Origin of the sequence: Achromobacter sp. ESBL13 (assembly GCF_036668755.1) — a bacterium.
Classification (GTDB): Bacteria; Pseudomonadota; Gammaproteobacteria; order Burkholderiales; family Burkholderiaceae_B; genus Achromobacter.
The window spans coordinates 1,337,071-1,354,615 of record NZ_JAZEVT010000001.1 but is presented as its reverse complement, the minus strand read 5'-3'; the positions used below and the strand labels follow the sequence as shown (position 1 = coordinate 1,354,615).

Annotated in this window: 16 protein-coding genes and 2 pseudogenes; 10 read left to right on the top strand and 8 right to left on the bottom strand. The window is 64.1% G+C overall.

Annotated elements, in window-relative coordinates; translation table 11 throughout:
- From V6F88_RS06065 to V6F88_RS06045, 5 genes are all read left to right on the top strand, one after another.
- Window positions 1–1,524, top strand: coding sequence for a TolC family protein (locus V6F88_RS06065; protein WP_332608437.1), 1,524 nt, complete (start codon window positions 1–3; stop codon window positions 1,522–1,524).
- A 22-nt stretch (window positions 1,525–1,546) separates the two neighbouring features.
- Window positions 1,547–2,308, top strand: coding sequence for an efflux RND transporter periplasmic adaptor subunit (locus V6F88_RS06060; RefSeq protein WP_332608436.1), 762 nt, complete (start codon window positions 1,547–1,549; stop codon window positions 2,306–2,308).
- 5 nt (window positions 2,309–2,313) lie between these two features.
- Complete coding sequence (locus V6F88_RS06055) at window positions 2,314–3,651, top strand: efflux RND transporter periplasmic adaptor subunit (protein WP_332608435.1); 1,338 nt, start codon at window positions 2,314–2,316, stop codon at window positions 3,649–3,651.
- Window positions 3,652–3,669: 18 nt separating this feature from the next.
- Window positions 3,670–5,766: a site-2 protease family protein gene (locus V6F88_RS06050; protein ID WP_332608434.1), complete on the top strand. Its 2,097-nt coding sequence runs from the start codon at window positions 3,670–3,672 to the stop codon at window positions 5,764–5,766.
- Window positions 5,767–5,884: 118 nt separating this feature from the next.
- Window positions 5,885–7,588, top strand: coding sequence for a sensor domain-containing diguanylate cyclase (locus V6F88_RS06045; RefSeq protein ID WP_332608433.1), 1,704 nt, complete (start codon window positions 5,885–5,887; stop codon window positions 7,586–7,588).
- Between the two features lie 33 nt (window positions 7,589–7,621).
- Here V6F88_RS06045 and V6F88_RS06040 read toward each other — a convergent pair whose 3' ends face one another.
- On the bottom strand, window positions 7,622–8,539 hold the full coding sequence (locus V6F88_RS06040) for a LysR substrate-binding domain-containing protein (RefSeq protein WP_332608432.1): 918 nt from the start codon (window positions 8,537–8,539) through the stop codon (window positions 7,622–7,624).
- 174 nt (window positions 8,540–8,713) lie between these two features.
- Between V6F88_RS06040 and V6F88_RS06035 the strand changes: the two are divergent.
- Window positions 8,714–9,223 (top strand): annotated as a pseudogene (locus V6F88_RS06035) (sugar ABC transporter); the annotation flags it as partial.
- Window positions 9,218–10,069 (top strand): MBL fold metallo-hydrolase, encoded by an 852-nt coding sequence (locus tag V6F88_RS06030; RefSeq protein WP_332608947.1) that lies wholly within the window; start codon window positions 9,218–9,220, stop codon window positions 10,067–10,069. The pseudogene V6F88_RS06035 and the gene V6F88_RS06030, both read left to right, overlap by 6 nt.
- On the opposite strand, the gene V6F88_RS06025 is transcribed toward V6F88_RS06030, so the two are convergent.
- From V6F88_RS06025 to V6F88_RS06015, 3 genes are all read right to left on the bottom strand, one after another.
- Window positions 10,066–10,395 carry a hypothetical protein gene (locus V6F88_RS06025; protein ID WP_332608431.1) on the bottom strand — a complete coding sequence of 110 codons (330 nt, stop codon included), beginning with the start codon at window positions 10,393–10,395 and terminating at the stop codon, window positions 10,066–10,068. The genes V6F88_RS06030 and V6F88_RS06025 overlap by 4 nt on opposite strands.
- Window positions 10,396–10,424: 29 nt before the next feature.
- Window positions 10,425–10,868, bottom strand: a complete 444-nt coding sequence (locus V6F88_RS06020) for a DUF695 domain-containing protein (protein WP_046806342.1) — start codon at window positions 10,866–10,868, stop codon at window positions 10,425–10,427.
- 90 nt (window positions 10,869–10,958) lie between these two features.
- Window positions 10,959–11,867, bottom strand: a complete 909-nt coding sequence (locus tag V6F88_RS06015) for a LysR family transcriptional regulator (protein WP_332608430.1) — start codon at window positions 11,865–11,867, stop codon at window positions 10,959–10,961.
- A gap of 120 nt (window positions 11,868–11,987) precedes the next feature.
- Between V6F88_RS06015 and V6F88_RS06010 the strand changes: the two genes are divergently transcribed.
- Entirely contained in the window at window positions 11,988–13,085 is a 1,098-nt protein-coding gene (locus tag V6F88_RS06010; protein ID WP_332608429.1) for a mandelate racemase/muconate lactonizing enzyme family protein, read from the top strand.
- A 185-nt stretch (window positions 13,086–13,270) separates the two neighbouring features.
- Complete coding sequence (locus tag V6F88_RS06005) at window positions 13,271–14,263, top strand: Bug family tripartite tricarboxylate transporter substrate binding protein (RefSeq protein ID WP_332608428.1); 993 nt, start codon at window positions 13,271–13,273, stop codon at window positions 14,261–14,263.
- 131 nt (window positions 14,264–14,394) lie between these two features.
- On the opposite strand, the gene V6F88_RS06000 is transcribed toward V6F88_RS06005, so the two are convergent.
- The gene (locus V6F88_RS06000; RefSeq protein WP_332608427.1) at window positions 14,395–15,387 is read right to left on the bottom strand and encodes an AraC family transcriptional regulator; all 993 of its coding nucleotides are present in this window, start codon (window positions 15,385–15,387) and stop codon (window positions 14,395–14,397) included.
- 161 nt (window positions 15,388–15,548) lie between these two features.
- On the opposite strand from V6F88_RS06000, the gene V6F88_RS05995 reads away from it, so the two are divergent.
- Window positions 15,549–16,304, top strand: a complete 756-nt coding sequence (locus V6F88_RS05995) for an SDR family NAD(P)-dependent oxidoreductase (RefSeq protein ID WP_332608426.1) — start codon at window positions 15,549–15,551, stop codon at window positions 16,302–16,304.
- Between the two features lie 12 nt (window positions 16,305–16,316).
- Here V6F88_RS05995 and V6F88_RS05990 read toward each other — a convergent pair.
- The 3 genes and pseudogenes from V6F88_RS05990 to V6F88_RS05980 all read right to left on the bottom strand — a co-directional run.
- Window positions 16,317–16,562 (bottom strand): annotated as a pseudogene (locus tag V6F88_RS05990) (alpha/beta fold hydrolase); the annotation flags it as partial.
- 6 nt (window positions 16,563–16,568) lie between these two features.
- Window positions 16,569–16,961 (bottom strand): VOC family protein, encoded by a 393-nt coding sequence (locus V6F88_RS05985; protein WP_332608425.1) that lies wholly within the window; start codon window positions 16,959–16,961, stop codon window positions 16,569–16,571.
- A gap of 138 nt (window positions 16,962–17,099) precedes the next feature.
- Window positions 17,100–17,483 carry a cytochrome c gene (locus V6F88_RS05980; RefSeq protein ID WP_332608424.1) on the bottom strand — a complete coding sequence of 128 codons (384 nt, stop codon included), beginning with the start codon at window positions 17,481–17,483 and terminating at the stop codon, window positions 17,100–17,102.
- Between the last annotated feature and the right edge of the window lie 62 nt (window positions 17,484–17,545).

The following is a 17,545-nucleotide window of genomic DNA, read 5'->3' as shown; positions in this document are numbered from 1 at the left end:
ATGAAACTGAAGCAGAACCGACGTTACTCAGGCGCTATCGCCACTATTGCCATCCTGGGTCTGACGGCGTGCTCGTCGCCGCAGACGCCGCAGGCCTTCAGCCGCGACGAAGTCCGCCAGCGCGTGGAAGACGATCGCAAGCAGATGTACGCCGATCAGGAACCCATCACACGGCCGCTTACGTTCTATGATGCCGCCGCCCGTGCACTGAAATACAACCTGGACTACCGGCTCAAGCTCATGGAGACGGCGTTGTCGCGCAACCTGGTCGATGTGACGCGGCACGAGATGCTGCCCCGGCTGGTGGCGTCCGCCGGCTACACGTCGCGGTCAAATGATTCGGGCGGCACGTCCGTGGGGATCGAAGACGGTGAGGTCAGCCTGCGCCCCTCGACGTCGGAACAGCGCTATCACCGGTTGGCCGACCTGGAGCTGACGTGGAGCACCCTGGATTTTTTCGTCGCCTATGAACGCACGCAGCAAAAGGCGGATCAGGTGCTGATGGCTGAAGAGCGCCGCCGCAAGGTGATCCAGAACGTTCTGCAAGATGTGCGCAACGCTTACTGGCGCGCGTTGGGCGCGCAGCGCCTGATCGCCGCGGTGGACACCTTGACCGTACAGGCGCGCAACGGCATCAAGTCTGCTCAGGAAGCCGAGACGCGGGGGTTGTTGCCACGTCAGCAGGCGCTAGCCTATCAGCGCGCGCTGCTGGACGCGGTGGGCCTGCTGGCCACGCGCCGGCAAGACCTGGAGCTGGCGCGCGCCGAGTTGGCGGCGCTGATGTCGTTGCCGCCCGGCACCGAATTCCAGGTGGCGGACGACGCCGAGGAGAAGATTCCCCCGCCCAGTTTCGATATCGCCGCCCTGGAGCGCCTGGCGCTTGAGAACCGCCCGGAAATCATGGAGGAGTGGTATCGCAAGCGCGTCACGGATAACGACATCAAAATCGCCAAGGCGGAACTCTGGCCCAACCTGAGCCTGACCTTGGGCACGCATTACGATTCCAACGACTATCTGTACAACAACAGCTGGTCGTCGGTGGGGCTGCGCATCTCGTGGAACCTGCTGAACATCCTGAAGGCGCCCGCCTTGCAGGCTGCCGGCGAAAACCAGAGCAAGGTGGCCGACCTGCGCCGCATGGCCTTGTCGATGGCGGTTCTGACCCAGGTGCGGGTCGCGGCCCAGCGCTATTACCTGGCGCGCGAACAGCTGGACTTTGCGGATCAGAGCATGCAGGTGGATGGCCGCCTGCGCGACTACGCCAAGGCCAGCGCCAGTATTTCAGCCGACTCAAAACTGGAATTCCTGCGCGCGGACGCGCGGTGGCTGTTGTCGCAGTACCAGCGCTATGCGGCCTATTCGGATGCGCAGGCGGCATGGGGTCGCTTGTACAACTCGGTGGGCCTGGACGTGATGCCGGAAACCATCGCCAGCCACGATCTCAGCACGCTTGCCACGCAAATCGAACAGACCATGCAAGGCTGGCAACGATCAGCGCTGCAAGCCATGAGCACGCCTCAATGAATGCACCCCAGAAGATGCACCCATGAAGATGTCCCATGCAAGTTGTAGCGCCGTGGCCGCGGTGCTGTTGATGTCGTGCGCATCGGCGCAACCCCTTCCCCCCATCGCGGGCCAGAACGACCCAAACGCCATTCGGGTGCTGCTCACGGCCAATCCTGAAAGCACGATTTCCGCCCCGATGACGGGTCGCCTGGAAACCCTGGACGCGTCGCTGGGCCAGACGGTGGCCAAGGACGCGGTGCTGGTCCAGCTGGAATGCGCGGAACCCAAGGCCCGGCTGCGCATGGCGAACGCGGAATTGGCGGGCGCGCGGGAATCGCTGAAAGCCAAAGTGGGCTTGCGCAAGCTGGATGCGGCGGGAGACACCGAAGTCAACCTGGCCCGCGCCGCAACCGACCGCGCGGCCGCCGCTACCGCGCTGGCGCAGGCGCAAGTGGACTATTGCGTGGTGGGCGCGCCCTATTCCGGCCGGGTCGCCAAGGTATACGTGCGTCCGCACGAAAGCGTGGCGGCGGGCGCGCCGCTGGTCGACCTGGTGGGGGACGGCCCGTTGAAGGTGCGCCTGAACCTGCCTTCGCGATCCTTGCGCGACGTCAAGATCGGCACCGAATTCCAGATCGACGTCAGTGAGACCGGCAAAACGTACCGCGCGCTTGTCTCCGCGATCAACGCGCGCGTGGACGCCGTGGCGCAGTCGATCGAGCTGGAGGCACAGGTGCGCGACCCCGCCGGCGAACTCCTGCCCGGCATGAGCGGCATCGCCGATTTTTCGTTGCCGCGCTGAACACGATGCAGAACGATCTATTGCTGTTGCTGCAACTGGCGGAAGTGGAGGGGCTGGCGCGTCAGGCGGATAGCGTGCAACAGTTGAGCTTTCATATCGCCAATGACGCGCATCCGCTGCTGGCTTACCGGCAGGCGCTGGTCTATGCGGACGACGGGCACGACTGGAAACTGCTGAACATATCGGCGCTGGTTTCCGCGGATGAGCAATCCCCCTACATCGTCTGGCTCGCCGCCGCGCGCAAATGGCTGCGCCAGCGTACGGCGGGCGGGCAGGCGCAATGGATCGAGGCGCCCGCCGAGGGCGAGGCCAGCACGCTGATCCGCGATGGCTGGCGCGAATGGTGGCCGGCCGGTGTGTGGGCCTTGCCGCTGAAAACGCGTAACGGTGCGGTATTGGGTTGGGCGCTGTATCTGATGGAGCAGGCGCCCAGCGCCGGGCAAAGCACGGTCATGAGCCGGTTGTGCCAAACCTGGGCCTATAGCTGGGAATTGCTGGAGCGCGGTCGACGGCCCATGCGTCGGCCCTGGAAGCGGCGGCTACGCTACGGGGTCGCGCTGTTGCTGTTGGGCCTGTGCCTGATGCCCGTCAGGCAAAGCGCGTTGGCGCCGGCCGAAATTACCTCGTTGGATCTGCAAGTGATCAGCGCGCCGCTGGACGGCGTGGTCAAGACCGTGCACGTCAGCCCCAACCAAGCCGTCAAGGCAGGGCAGCCGCTGTTTTCACTGGACGACACCACGCTGCGCAACCGGCTTGACGTGGCGACCCAGGCGGTCGGCGTGGCGGATGCGGAGCTGATGGCGGCGCGGCAGACGGCGTTTCGCAGCGAAGACAGTCGAGCCCGCGTGACCACGCTGCTTAGCCGGGCCGAAGAAAGACGCGCGGAATTGGAATCCGTTCGATCGCAATTGCAACGGCTGGACGTGACGGCGCCGCGCGACGGCATTGCGGTCTTCGCCGACATCAACGATTGGCTGGGCAAGCCCGTGGTAACCGGCGAACGCATCATGCAATTGGCCGACCCGCGCCAGCCCGCCATGCTGATTCAGCTACCCGTGGCGGATGCCTTGTCGCTGGAAGTCGGCGCGCCCGTGACGCTATTCCTGACCGTGAAGCCGTTGGACCCGCTGGCCGGCAAGATTATCGAAACCAGCTACCAGTCCGCGCTGACGCCCGAGGGTGTGCCCAGCTATCGGCTGCGCGCCAGCATTGACGCGGCCGACGCGCAAGACGCGCGCATCGGGCTGAAAGGCACCGCACGCATTCGCGGCGGCCACTCGTTTTTGGGCTACGAGGCGATCCGCCGGCCGCTGGCGGCGCTGCGCGCCTTCACGGGTCTGTAGCGCGGGCCAGGGCGCAACATGGATGATCCCCTCGCCCAGCCGCTTGCGCCCCTGCGGCAAGACTTGCGGCTATTCGCGGGTGCACCGTATCCGGATGGCAGCCCGGCGTGGATTATTGAAGATCCGGTACGCAACCGGCATTTCAGGATCGGCTGGCTGGAATTCGAATGTCTGGCGCGCTGGCATCTGCTTCCGGCCGACATGCTGGAAGACATCCGCAAGCAAACGCCCTTGCAGCCCGACGGCGCGCAGGTCCTGCAATTTGCCGGCTTTCTGCATCACAACCAGTTGCTGCGCCCGCATCCCGGCCGCAGCCAGGCCATGGCCGCCGCCGCGCCTGGCCGCGAATGGCTGACAGCCAACTGGTGGTTGCACCATTACCTGTTCTTTCGGATCCCGCTGGTGCGCCCCATGTATCTGTTGCAGCGTCTGTACCCCTATCTGCGCTGGCTGTTGCGGCCGGCAACGGCATGGACGATAGGGGCGCTGACACTGCTGGGCCTGTTCCTGACCGTGCGGCAGTGGGACACGTTCCGCCACACGCTCTTTGAATCGGTTTCGTGGGAAGGGGCGCTGGGCTTTGCCTGCGCGCTGGCGGTCGCCAAGACGCTGCATGAACTGGGCCACGCTTTGATGGCGACTCACCTGGGGGTGCGCGTCGGGCACATGGGCGTGGCGTTCCTGGTGATGTGGCCGATGCTGTACACGGACACCAGCGAATCATGGCGCCTGGCCGACCCGCGCAAACGCCTGATGATCGCCAGCGCCGGCATCATCACCGAGCTTGCCATCGCGGGGCTGGCGACCTTGGGCTGGGCGCTGCTGCCGCCCGGCGTGCCGCGCCAAGCTTGCTTTTATCTGGCCACCACCAGTTGGATATTGTCGTTGGCGTTGAATGCCAGCCCCTTCATGCGCTTCGACGGCTACTTCATCCTGTCAGACTGGCTGGACATGCCCAACCTGCACGAACGCGCCAGCGCCCTGACGCGCACCGCAATCCGGCGCCGGCTTTGGGGCTGGCAAGACCCGTGGCCGGAGGCCTTGCCGGCCCCGGTCCGGCGCAGGCTGATCCTGTTTGCATGCGTCACGTGGGTGTATCGCCTGATCGTTTACTTCGGTATTGCGCTGGCCGTATATCACTTGTTTTTCAAGGCATTGGGGCTATTCCTGTTTGCCGTGGAAATCGCCTATTTCATCGTGCTGCCGTGCTGGCGGGAGGTCAGGGTGTGGATGCAACGACGGCAGGACATCAAGCGTTCGCGACGGTGGCTGGTGCCGCTGGGGTTGCTTCTTGTGCTGGCGTGGCTGGCCATACCGTGGCCTACCGGGGTCCGCGCGGCGGCCTTGGCTCGAAGCATCACGTTATGGACGGCGTATGCGCCGGCGCCCGCTGTCATCAAAGCGGACCATCCGCCGGGTACCGTCAAGGCCGGCACGCCATTGGTGGTGCTGGACCGCCCGGAACTTGCCAGTGAAGCGCGGGCGGCGCAGGCAGGTGTGGCGGGGCAGTCGGCGCGCTTGACCGGGTTGTTGGGTCAAAGCACCGGGCTGGACCAGCGGGCGGCCGCCATTGAAGCACTGGCTCAGAACCGGGCCACCGTACGCGCCGTGGCCGCCGAGCAAGACAAGCTGATGCTCGCCGCGCCCATGGACGGGCTGTGGGTGGATACCCCGGCAGAACTGCGGGCCGGCACCTGGGTCGGCACCAAGCAAGCATTGGGCCGGCTGGTGGACCCCACACGCTGGGTGGTGGACGCCTACGTGGGCGAGTCCGACATCCATCTGCTTTCCGTGGGCGGCCCCGGCTGCTTTTATCTTGAGGACACGCCAACGCGCTACTGCGGCCATATCCGCACGATTGCTCCCGCGCGCACGCAGCAACTTAATGCGCCGATGCTGGCCACGCCGCATGGCGGGCCGATACCGTCGGTGCAAAAACAGGGGGCATTGATGGCGGAAGACGCGTTGTACCGCGTCATTCTTGAGATAGATGGGCCGATGCCGGCCGTGATGGAACGGCGCGGCAAAACGTACTTTGAAGGCGCCGAACGCAGCCGGCTGCTGCACTGGATGCGGCTGCTGGCCAGTCTGGCCGTCAGGGAAAGCGGGCTATAGCGCGACCATTTGCGGTGCACGGCGGGCCGACCGATGCAAATCCGGCGCGGGTTGTGACAAAATGTCAGGCACGCGGACCCGGCTGTACCGGGATATCCCATCCTGACCAGGCTCAGAAATGCCAGTTATCGGTGATTCGACATCAGCCCGACCCCCTGGCGATGGCACGAGCCGGACGCAGCGCGAACCCGAGCGCTCGCTGGACCGGCTGACGCGCCTGGCCCGGCGCTTGTTCAATGTCGACATGGTGGTGATGGCATGGGCCGGGGCCGACGCCGACGCGGCCGCTGCCGGCGGCTGGCGGGCGGTGGACGGCGCGCTCTTCGGAGATGTGCAGCGTTGGTCTGTCGAGTGGCCCGTGCATGCCGCCGACGGGCGCACGCTGGGTGTATTGCGGCTGCTGCACGGACAGGCGCGCGATTTTTCCGACCAAGACAAGCGCGCCTTGAATGACCTGGCCGGCCTGGCGGCCACGGCCATCGAACAGCACGACGCATTGCCTGGCGACCGCGCCGATGAAGGCACTTGGCGCGAAGAAGCCCGCAAGCTGTCGCTGGCCATCGCCGGCAGTGGCACCGGCGTCTGGGACCGCAACGTGATCACCGGCGACATCACCTATTCGCCCGGCTGGAAGGCGTTGCTGGGCTATAGCGAGTCGGAACTCTCCACGCGCATCGAGGACGCCTACACCCGTCTGCACCCCGACGACCTGGACTACGTGCGCGCCGCCATGCAGGACCATTTCGACGGCAAGACCGACAGCTACGAAGTCGAGCACCGCATCCGCTGCAAAGACGGCAGCTACAAGTGGATTTGCAGCCGGGGCAAAGTGATCAGCCGCGACGAGACGGGCAGGGCGCTGCGCATGATGGGCACGACCACGGACATCAGCGCGGTGCGCGCCATGTCCGACCGGCTCAAGCGAACGGCGGACCTGGTCGTCAACCTTACCGACGCCGTGCCCGGCCTGGTCTTCCAGTGTCGTCCGGCGGCCGAGGGCGGCGCGTGGTTTTCCTATGTCAGCGCGGGTATCCGGGATATGTTCGAGCTGACCGCCGATGACGTCCTTGCCAGCTCCACCGCCATCGAACAACGCATCCATCCCGACGACCTGGCCGCCTATCGCGCGTCGCTGCACAACGCCGCCGCCGCGCTGACGCCATGGCATCTGGAGTTTCGCGTCTGTCTGCCGCGACAGGGCGTGCGGTGGCGGCAAGGCGACGCCAGCCCGCGCCCGGACGTCGACAACGGCGTGGTGTGGCACGGCTTTGTCACGGACATCACCGACCGCAAGCGCGCCGAATTCGAACTGCGCGAGCTTGCCGCCACGGACGCGCTGACGACCCTGCCCAACCGCCGCCATTTCATGTCGCGTATCGCCGCCGAGCTGACCCGGATCAAGGGCCACGGCGGCCTGGGTTCAGCGGTGCTGATGTGCGACCTGGATCACTTCAAACACATCAACGACACCTGGGGCCACGCCATCGGCGATGGCGTGCTTCAGCATTTTGCGAACATGCTGCGCGGCCAGCTGCGCGACACCGACCTGGTGGGGCGCATCGGCGGCGAGGAATTCGCCGTTGTCCTGCCCGATACCGACATCGACAGCGCGCACCGTTTCGCGCAACGCGTCCAGCGCCGGATCGCCGACGTGCCGTATTCAACAGGCGGGCGCGATATACCGTTGACGGTCAGCATAGGCATATCCGCGCTGCATACGAAGGACGACGATGCCGAGCTGGCGCTCAGCCGCAGCGACCGCGCGCTGTATTACGCCAAGCAACGCGGGCGCAATCGAATTGAATCGGTGTTGTTCCGGTAGGACAAGGGATAGCAGCGGGATGACGCGCTGCGATTACGATGCCAGGCCCTGCGCTTCCTGAACCAGCCATGTCGCGAATGCCTGGACTGGCCCTGCGCTTAATTCGACCGGCTCGGGCAGTACCAGGCAGAAGGTCTTGGCGACCGCTTTGCTCTCGGGCCAAGGCGCGACCAGTTGGCCTTGTTCCAGTTCTGCCTCGATGTATAGGCGGGGCACCAGTGCAACCCCCAGACCGGCGATGGCCGCCGCGATCAGCATGGCATGCAGGTCGTAGCGCGCGCCCACTGCGGAATTGGTTAACTCGATGCCGGCCTCTTGAGCATACCGCTGCCAGGCGTCCGGATTCTGCCGCCGATGCAGGCGTGGCAGATCATTCAATGACAAGTGCGCGCCGGTGTTCATGCTGGCGCCCATACCCGCATCCGCGAGCAGGGCCGGGCTGCACACGGGCAACAGCACTTCTTCCAGCAAGGGATGCAAATGCATACCGGCCCAGGCGGGATGCTCGAAATGGATGGCGGCGTCGAAACCGCTGCCGGCAAGAATGAAGGGGTCCAACCGTTCGGCAATATGCACGGTTATGTCGGGATGGCTATTTTGGAAACGCTTTAGCCGAGGAATAAGCCAGCGCGTGGCGAATGTGGGGCTGGCGGCAATATCAATCGTCCCACCCTGCACGGGCTGCCCCATCAAATAAAGGCTGTCCCGTTCCAGCCGATCCAGCGTCTGGCGAACTTGCACGGCGTATCGCACGCCATTGGGCGCAAGCCGAACCCGGTTTCCCACGCGCTCAAACAGGGCAACGTTTAAAAACGCTTCCAGCCGGGCGATCTGCCGACTGATTGCGCCTTCGGTCAGCGCTAATTCCTGGGCCGCCCGGGCAAAGCTGCCATGGCGCGCGGCCGCCTCGAAAGCAAGTAGCGCGGAGTTGCTTGGAATCTTGCGTCGCATGAATGTGTCTTGCTTTGGGCTGTCGTTCTAGGTGCTGCAATCAGCTTGATGAAAAGTCAATGAAGACTGACTTTATATCGCTATATGCGCGGTAAATGGCAGCTTAGCATTACGTCCATGCAATGAAACGGCCGGCTTGCCGCAGCGGCCCCGTCTGTCATGAAGGACATTCTGATGATCTATACCGTGGAGTGCAGCTTTGCCGATCCCCACAGCGAAGCCGAGTGGAACCGCTTCTACAGCGTCGATAAACTGCCCGCGCTTATTTCGGTGGCCGGCTTTCACACGTCGCAGCGCTTCAAGGCAATAAGCCGGGGGTGCCCCGTCTATCTGGCCTTGCACACGATCGACGGGCTGGAGGTGCTGACGGGAGACGAGTATCGCCAGAAGGGCGGCGGCAATTTCGCGAAGTGGCAGCAGCACATCACCGATTGGCACCGCAATCTGTACGACGGTATCGGCGTTGCACCGGCCGTCAATAAAGACGAACTGCTTGTGCTGTGTGCAACCGGCGCCGAGCCCTTGATACAGATGGGCCTGACCCCGTCGGCCATGCACGCAGTGGCGCTGGAGAAGTTTCCGCAGCACCGCTGGATGGCCACGATGCCTGCGCGAAAGGCGCCGCCCGTCGAGTGCCTGGCTGAAGGGGTTTACCTGTACTCGCCGATCACAGAACAACTGACCGGTTCGCGGGCCGTTTGCCCCTTTCCAAGCCAGCAAGCCGGGGCGTACACGGTCACCGCAATCAGCGACGGCTACCTGAGCGCCAGCCTGAGCCTGCTGTCCAATATCGACGCCGGCGAAGCCGACAAAATGCAGCACGATGCTGGCGCCACGGACCCTGCCGCCGTGCATATCAACTGCTATCTGGTACGCGGCGCCGGCCGCACCATTCTTATCGACGGTGGCGCGGGGGGCATTAAACAATGGGGCGGCCGGCTGCACGCCAATTTGCGGCTGGCGGGCGTTGAACCGGGCAGCGTCGACACCATTCTGCTTACCCACGCCCATCCCGATCATGTGGGCGGCCTGGTGGACGCCGAAGGGCAAATTGCATTTCCCAATGCGCAAGTGCTGGTCCATCAGCAAGAGCTTGCATTCTGGCAGGACGACGCAAACCTAAGTCGCGCCACTGAGCGCGCGCGCGGCAACGTTCTGATTGCGCGTCAAGTGTTCGACGGCTATCGCGAGACGCTAAGCACGTTCAAAGACGGGCAGGTGTTGCCGGGGATTCGCGCGATGCCGTTACCCGGCCACACGGATGGGCATACCGGATATCTGTTTGAATCCGCGAACCAAAGCCTGCTGGTTTGGGGAGACATTGTCCATTTCCCTCATATCCAGATTGAACGGCCGGACGTGTCGATTGCGTTCGATCAGGATCCTACGCTGGCCGCCGCCACGCGCTCGCGGCTGCTGGACATGGTCAGCTCAGAAGAACTGTTGATCGCCGGGATGCACTTGGGGGAATTGGGCTTTGCGCGCATACGGCAAAGCCGCGGACGCTACGGCCTGGATTATGAAACTTAAAGCATGACGCGGACGACAAAGCGGTTGCTGTTGTCCATCCACGCCTTGCCTGTCAGCCATCGCTGCCAACCCAGCTTGCATTGACGTCGTTGTAGGTCTTGGCGCGTTTGCCCGTCAGCATGCTCATTTGTGAAGCCGTACATCCGGCAAGCAGCGCGGGCAGAACAACAAGCAATGCAAGTTTTTTCATTTTGACCGGTACCCGACAGTTCGGTTATTGACGTTGATGGCTCTACAGCTTCGACGTGATAGTTCGACGTGATATTGAATTCGCGCGTCAAGTTATCAGAAAGCTTGCCGCCTTGCCGTAAAACAGGCAAACGCAAGGGCATATGCTGCCCAGGCGGCCGGACGATCAGTGAATCTGGTCCGAGCCTTGCGGCTGCAATTGCGACAGCCCCTTCCAATCAGGATCCTTGAACACGCGCAGATTGATGGGATAGGCCGGATGCCCGGCCAGGCATTCATTGAACGCCTGCATAAACGCGTCGACGTCATTCGTGTAGTAACGCCACTCTTTCGCGTGATTGCCGGTCAAGCACGCCACCGGCACACCGACGCTGGAATTCTCGAATCCGTTTTCGACGGCTTCTTCAAAATTACTGGTCGACTTCTTGTCTTCGTCATTAGGCATGCCGGATTCAATGCCCGTATACGGCCAGGAGATAATGATCAGGTTGTCGTTGACCTGGCGATCAGGCGCCGGCGGCAGGCCCGTTCGGAATCGCACGACGATTGACAAACCATTGATGCGGGATTCACCCACTGCCCACTGATCGCCTGGAAAAATGCTGCTCATTAAATGAATTCCTGTGCTGGGATCGAACTGATTTGTTCGACACTTCAAGCCCGGAAGTCTATCGCAAGCTGTTTATTGCGGCTGCCGTCACTAGGCCCCGCTACCCGCCAAACGGCTTTGGGCCTGCTGCGCCAAACCGTCTCGCAGCACCTGCGCCGGCCCGCTCATGTCGCGGTCGCGCGACCACACCACGGCAAGCACCGGATCTTCCAGTGACAGCAACCGGCGGGTGACCAGGCCCTGGCGTTCAGCGTAGTGCGCGCCCAGGCTTTCAACGATGGCCACGCCCAGGCCCTCTGCCGCCAAAGCGCAGGCGGCCGACGATTGCGCCACCTCGATAATCGGCCGATAGGGAAGTCCGCGCGACTCCAGCGCATGGCGCGTGGCGCGGCCGGCGGGCAGGGCGGGTGCCAGCACAATGGGGCCGGCGGCGGCTACGTCTTCCAGCGCCATAACCGGCCGACGCGCCCAAGCATGGTTCTTGGGCATGACCGCATGCAAGGCCAAGGGTGCCAGCCGCAGGCTGCTGACGCGGGCGATGTCCGACGGCGCGCCGATGATGATGCCCAGATCGATGCGGTGGTCCACGGCCATTTCGATGATCTCCAGGGCGGTGCCCGCGCGAATGGTCACCGCCACGGCGGGATGTGCGCGGCGCATGCCTGCCATGGCCGCCGGCAGCAGGCTGGACGCGGCAATGGCCACCGCGCCCACGTCCAGCCGCGCCAGCGCGCCTTGCCGAATGTCCACGGCCAAGCGGTCGACGGCCTCGATGCCGGCCAGGGCGTTGAGCACTTCGGGGATCAGTGCGCGCCCCTGGCTGGTGAGGTGCAGGCGGCGGTTCTCGCGGCTGAACAGTGCAAAGCCCAGCCGCGTTTCCATGTCGCGCAACAGCGCGCTGGCGGCAGGCTGCGTCATGTTGACCGAGGCGGCCGCGGCGGTGACGGTGTCGTGCCGATACATGGCGCGCAGCAGCAGCAATTCTCGCCGGTGGAACATATGAATTTCATATGGAAATAGTCAATTCATCTATTTGACCATATGAAGAAGCCGCCGCCAGAATAGCCGGATCGTCTCCCGCCGTGTACCCATTGCGGTTCATTCATCACTATGCCGACCATGCCCGCTAACACCATTGTCTCTGTCGACTGCATTCCGCTACGCCTGCCGTTTCATCACTGGAGCCCGTCGCCGTTGTTCGCCGGCCGTCCGCGCGACAAGCTGGACAGCGCGCTGGTGCGTGTGCAAACCGAGGACGGCACGGTGGCCTGGGGCGAATCGTATTGCGTGGAACCGCGCGCCTTGACGGCGATTTTCCAGACCCTGATCGCCCCGCTGGCCTGCGGGCGCGATGCGGATGACGACACCTTGCTGCCCGGCATGCAACGCACGCTGCACAACCTGGGTCGGTCCGGCCCCGTGGTGCACGCGCTGGCCGGCCTGGACATTGCGCTGTGGGACCTGCGTGCCAAGCGCGCCGGCGTGCCGCTGCACCAATTACTGGGCGGCAAGCGCCGCGAACGCGTGCGCGTCTATGCGTCATTGCTTCAGTACTACGGCAACGCTGAACGGCTGGATGCCGTCACGACGCGCGCCTTGAACGAGGGCTATACCGAGATCAAGTTGCATGAGCGCACCGCCGATGCGCTGGCTGCCGTGCGCCGCAGCGCGGGGCCGGCCGTGCCGATCATGGTGGACACAAACTGCGCGTGGCTGCCGGACGAGGCCGAGTCCGCCATTGCCGCCATGCTTGCGCATGATCCGTTCTGGATCGAAGAGCCGCTTTGGCCGCCGGAAGATGACCATGCGCTGGCTCGCTTGAAGCACGCCTGCAATGTGCCGCTGGCCGTGGGCGAGAACGCCGCCAGCGCCATGGACCTGGAACGCGTCGCGGACAACGAGGCCGCGCAGTATGTGCAGCCCAGCGTCATCAAGCTGGGCCTGACCGCCGCGTGGCGCATCGCGCAGAAGTGCGCGCAAACGAGCGTCGTCTGCGCACCGCAGGTGGCGTTCTTTGGTCCGGGCTTTCTGGCCAGCCTGCATGTGATCGCCGCGCAGCAGACCGAGGTATCGCTGGAACGGCTGTACGTGGAACTTGCCCACGTGCCCTATGCGCACAGCGTGCCCATTGCCGATGGTTGGGTCCACGTGCCGGACGGGCCGGGGCTGGGCGCGGACCCGGAAGCGGCACTCGCCGAAGGACGGTACAGCGCCTGACACGACGTGCGTGATACGGCGCCCCTGATACGAAGCTCCTGATACGAAGCCCCTGATACGAAGCCCCTGATACGAAGCTCCTGATACGAAGCCTCTGATACGAATCCCGTGATACGCATCCCCTGATACGACGATAAGGCGGGCCCAAAGAGGCCGCCTCGAACATATTCCTGGAGACAAACCCCATGCACCCCTCGCGCAGAGCGTTCCTGATCAACGGCATGGCCATGGCAACGGGCGCGGCAGTCCTGCCGTGGACGTTCGCGGCGCGCGCCGCGCAGTATCCCGACAAGCCGGCCCGCCTGATCATCCCGTACCCGCCGGGCGCCGCCACCGACACCCTGGGCCGCATGGCGGGGCAGGTATTCGCGGACGCACTGGGCCAACCCTTCGTCGTGGAAAACCGGGGCGGGGGCGGCACTACGATCGGCACGCGCGCGGTAGCGGTCTCCGCGCCGGACGGCTACACCATCGGCATGGTCGACTCCACATTCACCATCAACCCCGGGCTACTGGGCGACCGCCAGCCCTACGACGCCATCAAGGATTTTGCACCGGTCTCGCTGATGGCGACCGCGCCGTTCGTCATGGTGGTGCATCCGTCCGTCAAAGCGACCGACGTCGCATCCTTTGTCGCGTTGGCCAAGGCGCAGCCGGGCACGCTGTCATTCGGATCGGCGGGCGTGGGCAGCGGCCCGCACCTGGCGGGCGAGCAGCTGCGCCAGCAGGCCGGCGTGGACGTGCTGCACGTGCCGTACCGTGGCGGCGGCACCATCATCACGGACCTGCTGGGCGGCCAGGTGCAGTTCGCCTTCGCCACCGTTCCCACGCTGCTGGAACACATCAAAGGCGGGCGCCTGAGAGCCCTGGCCGTCACCAGCCCCCAGCGCGCCAGCCAGCTACCCGACGTGCCCACGTTCACCGAGGCTGGGCTGCCGGGCGTGGACATTTCGCCATTGTTCGGCGTCATTGCACCGGCCGGCGTGCCGGAACCGATCATCCAGCGTCTGTCTGCAACACTGGCCGAATCCGTGCGCAACGGCGCGCTGCGTGACAAGCTGGCGGGGCTGGGCTTTCAGCCGGTGGGCAGCACGCCGGCGGAATTCGCGCAGCGAATCCGCGACGATGTGGCGAAGTGGACGGCGGTGATCCAGCGGGGCGGGATCAAGGCAGAGTAGGGGGGACGTGGGCATTGCGCTTGATGTTGCGGCGATGCATGCGCCTGTCGGCGCTCAGTTGATGAATCCCTAAGACGGTACGGGCCTGCCCAAGCGCTTCCTATGTGGCTGGCCCCCGCCTGAAAAGCCATTCAACCACTGCCGGCCGCAATGCCGGGCTGGGCGGTATCCACCTGCGCGCGGGCCTCGCGGATACTGCGTCCCGGCGGCTGACCGAACATACGCGCGTACTCTCGCGTGAACTGGTTCACGCTTTCGTAGCCGACGGCATAGGCCGTGGTGCTGATCGCGGCGCCTTGCGCAAGCAGGCGTCGGCGTGCTTCCAGCAGGCGTAGCTGCTTCTGAAATTGCAGCGGGGTCAGCGTGGTGATGCTGCGAAAATGCGTATGAAACGCCGACAGGCTCATGCCGGCGGCATGGGCGAGCGTTTCAACGGGCAAGGGCTCCGTGTATCTCTTGCGCAGGATTTCCACGGCGCGCGCAATTCTGTGGGCGTGGCTGTCGGTGACACCCAGCGCGCGAATCGCGCCGCCATGTCGCCCGACCAGTAGCCAGTAGTGCAATTCGCGCACCAACTGGCGGCCCAGCACGGCGATGGGGCCGGGCCGGTCCAGCAATCTAAGCAGGCGTAGCGCTGCCTCGGCCACATCGGCTTCGGTCGTGTCCACGCGCACGGGGTGCTGCGGCTCGGTCGGCAGCGCGTTCATGTCGCTGAGCAGATCCGTGATCACGCCCGCGTCCAATTCCATGACCAAAGCGTAGTAAGGCGCGGCCGCACTGGCTGCGGTGATCTGGCTGATGGTTGGCACGTCCATCGTGATCAGCAAGGATTCGCCCGCGCCAAATTCATAAGTTCGGGCGCCCATCGTCACCCGCTTGCGCCCTTGCAGCACCAGCGCAACCAGCGGTTTGGTGATGGCGTAGTCAAGCGGGGAAGGGGTGGCTTCGCGCAGGATGACCACACCTGCAACGGGCGTGGCCGCGATGCCTTCGCTGTTGACGTGGGCATCGGCATAGCGCGCTGCCACGTGCCGCAAGGCTTCTGTCACGCCGGCATGCCCGGATGCGTCGGCCGCGCGCACGCCAGGTCCGGCAGATTGGGTGGATTGGGCAATCGAGTCCATGGTTCAGGCAAGAACGCGTAGGGGATGCTGTCGGGAAATTGTATGCCCGGACATCAACGTTTTTCTACGAAAACAGAATCAGGCAAGTCGTCAACATGATCGAGCAACCCGTTTCGGGCAGCAACTTCTACGCTGGGGCTTCAACCATTCAGGGGCACTTCATGACGACTATTTCTCTGGTTACCGGCGCCAGCCGAGGGCTGGGCCGCAATACCGCACTCAGCATCGCCCGCCACGGCGGCGACGTCATCATCACTTATCGCGGCGACAAGGCAGCCGCCGACGCGGTGGTTGCCGACATCGCAGCGCTTGGTCGCAAGGCCGTCGCGCTGCAATTGGACACGAGCCAGGTGTCGTCCTTTACTGCCTTCGCAGCCGCCGTGCGCACGGCGTTGGACGGCATCTGGGGCCGCGACAGTCTCGATCACCTGATCAACAACGCCGGCCACGGCGAGATGGCGGACTTTGCGTCCACCACCGAAGCGCAGTTCGACGCGCTTTTTGCGGTGCACGTCAAGGGCGTGTTCTTTCTTACCCAGGCCTTGCTGCCGGTGCTGGCGGACGGCGGGCGCATCGTCAACTTGTCGTCGGGCCTGACCCGCGTATCGTTCCCCGGTTTTTCAGCCTATGCCGCCGCCAAGGGCGCCGTGGAAACGCTGACGGTGTACATGGCCAAGGAACTGGGCAGCCTTGGCATCACCGCCAATGCCGTTGCCCCAGGCGCGATCGAAACCGATTTTCTAGGCGGCGCGGTGCGCGACATGCCCGACTACAACAACGCCTTCGCCAATATGACCGCGCTGGGCCGGGTAGGTCTGCCCGACGACATCGGCCCGATGATCGCCAGCCTGTTGGGGCCTGACAACCGTTGGGTTAACGGCCAGCGCATCGAGGTATCGGGCGGACAATCGATTTAAACCCCTGCGCCGCTACTGCGACGTCGTCAGGAAGCCGCCAATCAAGCCGACCGTGGCGTCGGGGCTCGCTTCCATCAGCCAGTGCCCGGCCCCGGGCACGACTTCCCCGCGCACGTTGGTCGCCGCATTGCGCATGACGATCGCCATGTTGTCGCCAAAGGATTTTTCTCCGCCGATGGCCAGTACCGGCATGGCCAGCTTGGTTTTCGACAACGCGACGTTGTCGGCGACGTCGTGCTTGGCGATGGCGTTGAACTGGCGGTCTCAGCCTTGCACAGGCGTACACAACTCGACCAACATGCCGTCGGGGCAGCGCAGGTAAGACACCACCTGACCCCAAGGTTTGGCGGTCGGGGCGCTTAGCTCTGTTGCGCCCCGCGACAAGGCCCGGGCATGGGCGGCGGCCACGTCATCCGTCACAAACGCCACCTCCATGCCCAGCGGCTTGGCCGACGCCGACGCTTCGACGTGCCCGGTGGCGAAGTTCATTGCCCCCAATTCATGCGCCGCGAACGCCAGCGTGGTGGCGCCCGTATCAAGCTCACCGTAGGTTTTTGACTCGTGCAGGAACCGCACCGGAAAACCGAACGCGCCTTCAAAGAACGACAGGGATGCCGCCACGTCAGGCACATAGATGATGGTGTAGCCAAACTTCATGAGGTGTGTCCTTGAAAGCGCTGGGCTAGGGGGGGCGAGCATACTGGAACAGAATAGGCAGTGCTGCTTTCAGACGGGTATTCGACGGAAGACCGCCCGTACTCGATGTCGAGTAATGACGCCGACGTCAACGCACTGTTAACGGCTTTTCGAAATCACGCCCGTCATGTATTTATTCAAATCGCGAAAGTCCTGAACCGTCCAGGCGTGCGGTGCAATTTTTACCCCGTTCTCTCGCAGCGTCCTCGGAATCAAGTCGCCATTTGGCCGCAAGATCACCGATGAAACGATGACGCCCGGATATTCTTGAAGACGTTTTTTGAACGCCGCAGTGGTCAGGTCGGGGGTGGGGGGATTACTTTTCTGGGCCAATGGCCCGGTGCCCTTGATATCGGCCCCGTGGCACATGGCGCATCGCTGCGTGAAAAGGTTCTTGCCATTGACGTTCTGTGCCATGGAAAGTGGTGCTTGAGTCAGCGCTGCAACGGCTAGCGCAGCAATGCAGATTGCCTTGGATGTCATGTGATCTTGGTGTGGGGGCAGTGCAGATTCGGAAGGCGCCGGATATCTAGAGCGGCCGCGCG

Excerpts from the sequence above, each read along its gene's own strand:
- V6F88_RS06065 (WP_332608437.1), top strand. The coding sequence starts at position 1 with ATGAAACTGAAGCAGAACCGACGTTACTCAGGCGCTATCGCCACTATT.
- V6F88_RS06060 (WP_332608436.1), top strand. The coding sequence starts at position 1,547 with ATGAAGATGTCCCATGCAAGTTGTAGCGCCGTGGCCGCGGTGCTGTTG.
- V6F88_RS06055 (WP_332608435.1), top strand. The coding sequence starts at position 2,314 with ATGCAGAACGATCTATTGCTGTTGCTGCAACTGGCGGAAGTGGAGGGG.
- V6F88_RS06050 (WP_332608434.1), top strand. The coding sequence starts at position 3,670 with ATGGATGATCCCCTCGCCCAGCCGCTTGCGCCCCTGCGGCAAGACTTG.
- V6F88_RS06045 (WP_332608433.1), top strand. The coding sequence starts at position 5,885 with ATGCCAGTTATCGGTGATTCGACATCAGCCCGACCCCCTGGCGATGGC.
- V6F88_RS06040 (WP_332608432.1), bottom strand. The coding sequence starts at position 8,539 with ATGCGACGCAAGATTCCAAGCAACTCCGCGCTACTTGCTTTCGAGGCG.
- V6F88_RS06020 (WP_046806342.1), bottom strand. The coding sequence starts at position 10,868 with ATGAGCAGCATTTTTCCAGGCGATCAGTGGGCAGTGGGTGAATCCCGC.
- V6F88_RS06015 (WP_332608430.1), bottom strand. The coding sequence starts at position 11,867 with ATGTTCCACCGGCGAGAATTGCTGCTGCTGCGCGCCATGTATCGGCAC.
- V6F88_RS06010 (WP_332608429.1), top strand. The coding sequence starts at position 11,988 with ATGCCCGCTAACACCATTGTCTCTGTCGACTGCATTCCGCTACGCCTG.
- V6F88_RS06005 (WP_332608428.1), top strand. The coding sequence starts at position 13,271 with ATGCACCCCTCGCGCAGAGCGTTCCTGATCAACGGCATGGCCATGGCA.
- V6F88_RS06000 (WP_332608427.1), bottom strand. The coding sequence starts at position 15,387 with ATGGACTCGATTGCCCAATCCACCCAATCTGCCGGACCTGGCGTGCGC.
- V6F88_RS05995 (WP_332608426.1), top strand. The coding sequence starts at position 15,549 with ATGACGACTATTTCTCTGGTTACCGGCGCCAGCCGAGGGCTGGGCCGC.
- V6F88_RS05985 (WP_332608425.1), bottom strand. The coding sequence starts at position 16,961 with ATGAAGTTTGGCTACACCATCATCTATGTGCCTGACGTGGCGGCATCC.
- V6F88_RS05980 (WP_332608424.1), bottom strand. The coding sequence starts at position 17,483 with ATGACATCCAAGGCAATCTGCATTGCTGCGCTAGCCGTTGCAGCGCTG.